The 2,021-nt window shown below is 32.8% G+C and carries 2 protein-coding genes; one reads left to right on the forward strand and one right to left on the reverse strand.

Annotation, left to right across the window (positions count from 1 at the left end; all coding sequences use genetic code 11):
• Positions 1 to 732 (reverse strand): dienelactone hydrolase family protein (locus tag AC3DU7_RS32340; RefSeq protein ID WP_488043318.1); only part of this gene is annotated, 732 nt, incomplete at its 3' end.
• A 330-nt stretch (positions 733 to 1,062) separates the two neighbouring features.
• On the opposite strand from AC3DU7_RS32340, the gene AC3DU7_RS32345 reads away from it, so the two are divergent.
• Positions 1,063 to 1,500 carry a hypothetical protein gene (locus tag AC3DU7_RS32345; RefSeq protein WP_488043319.1) on the forward strand — a complete coding sequence of 146 codons (438 nt, stop codon included), beginning with the start codon at positions 1,063 to 1,065 and terminating at the stop codon, positions 1,498 to 1,500.
• Positions 1,501 to 2,021: the final 521 nt, after the last annotated feature.

The following is a 2,021-nucleotide window of genomic DNA, read 5'->3' on the forward strand; positions in this document are numbered from 1 at the left end:
AAACACACGATTAAAGAAAGGTATTATTTGAGACCAAGCTGAAGTAGTTGCAGCGGAGTCATAACGATAACCGTCATCACGCATGAAAGTATGCTCCGCTTCATATAAGAAAATTTGATGAGCGATACTCTCTTGCTCCAAAGCTTGAGCTACGATTTGGCGATCGCCTTCTGGTGTATGACGGTCTTGAGTACCGAATACTATCAATATCTCACCTTGAATTTCATTCACTCGTTTAATTGTATCAGCAACTCCTTTACCTAACTTACCACTGGGAACACCAGTCGGGTAACAACAAACGGTGGCTTTTATCTCTTTCTCAAAAGCTGCCCGAAATGCTAAATGCCCACCAATACAAAAACCCATAGCACCTATTTTCTCCTCAGCAACTGAACTTTCTGTTTTGATAAATTCGATCGCAGCTCTGGTATCCGCATCATATTCAGCTATTTTAGTTCGACATGCATTGTCATTACCCCGCATCCTTCCTAAGTCATCTGGCTCAATTACAAAGCCAACTGGCTCAGTACGATGAAAAATTTCTGGGGCAGCTACTACATAACCATAACCAGCTAAATAATTAGCTAGACGAATTATCGGACTTCCTAATTGATAGATATCACTGTAGAATACAATACCTGGATATACTCCGTCTGGTTTAGGAGTTGCTACATATACACGCATTAAACTATCATCAACTCTTAACTCGATGTTACGTTTAGTAATTTGCACCTATTATCTCCATTATTGTCTTGAGGAATTTTTCTACAATCAGCTTAACTTTAGCAAAATTCCGTAATTTATCGGGGATACTAACGTAATAATATCTATACCTTGAAGGCTTGTATTCTTTAAAAATTATACTTATTGATGAATGGAGCTAATTTTTCGACAATTTATTCTCAAAAAATTATCCGGAAAAAATTCAGTATTTTCTAGGTTGATTTTTGCTGATTTTTAGTCAAAAATAGTGTTAATGAAGTTAAATAGCAATGAAAATAATAATTCATTGTGATGACGCTATAGATTTTCAATACTACTTTCTATATCAAGGAGCTTGACGTGAATTTACTTAAAATTAATCAAAAGGTTTTTCAACTAGGAGTATTTACAATTGGTACATTTGCCTTATTAACTTCTTCATCTCAAGTTTTTGCTTCTAACCCAGAACAAATTGAAAACAAATCTATGTTACTTGCTCAAGTATCCCGCGAACAGTGGCGTATTTGCAATAAAAAAGGAGAAAATTGGTCTGAAGTAAAATACTTTGAATCTAAAAATTATTTTGCTAATATTTGTCGTAATGGTAATGGTCAACTAACTTTAGTAGCTGGCGCTAAATCAAATCCTAATAAACTATTAGAATTACCTGTTAGTGTCAAACAAGGATATTTAGCAATTGATGGAAGTAAGACTTTTATGATAGACAACAGTCATTTTAGTATGGCTATAAACGGAATGGTAGTGCAGAAAGAACAAGTGATTTATAGAGGACAGTAATAGATATATTGATGAAATTAGAGGAGTTTTTACAATTACCACTTGATTATATTGTTTAGCCAAATATTACTCTTGAACGAAAAATTTATTGTTAAATTAAACAGATTTTTTCTATATCTAATAAATTTAGCAAGTTATAAACTTATCTGGGTGCAACTTAATATTTTATTCATAATAACAAAAATAAAAATAATTAATAGACTGGTTGCTAAATAAAACATTAAAAGTAGCAAGACAAATTATTAAAATATCCTTACGTTATAGCAGTTTTCGAGTGGATAAGGTATGAAGCTTTATTGATCTAGGGAACAGGAAATATAAGAATAGTCTTACAGCTGTACTTCACTATCTTCAAAAATTCTGTAAGATGAAAATTATTTAACTTGAATCACTGAAGTTTTTTTAATGAATGATCGAGCGATCGCGTTTCATCTATGTAGCAAAGAAATACTCGGCTTACATTCTAAGACACTACACAAAGCTATGCAGATGAAGGTCATTTCAGTTATAAGTACCTCTTA

It is taken from the genome of Okeania sp. (assembly GCF_983059655.1).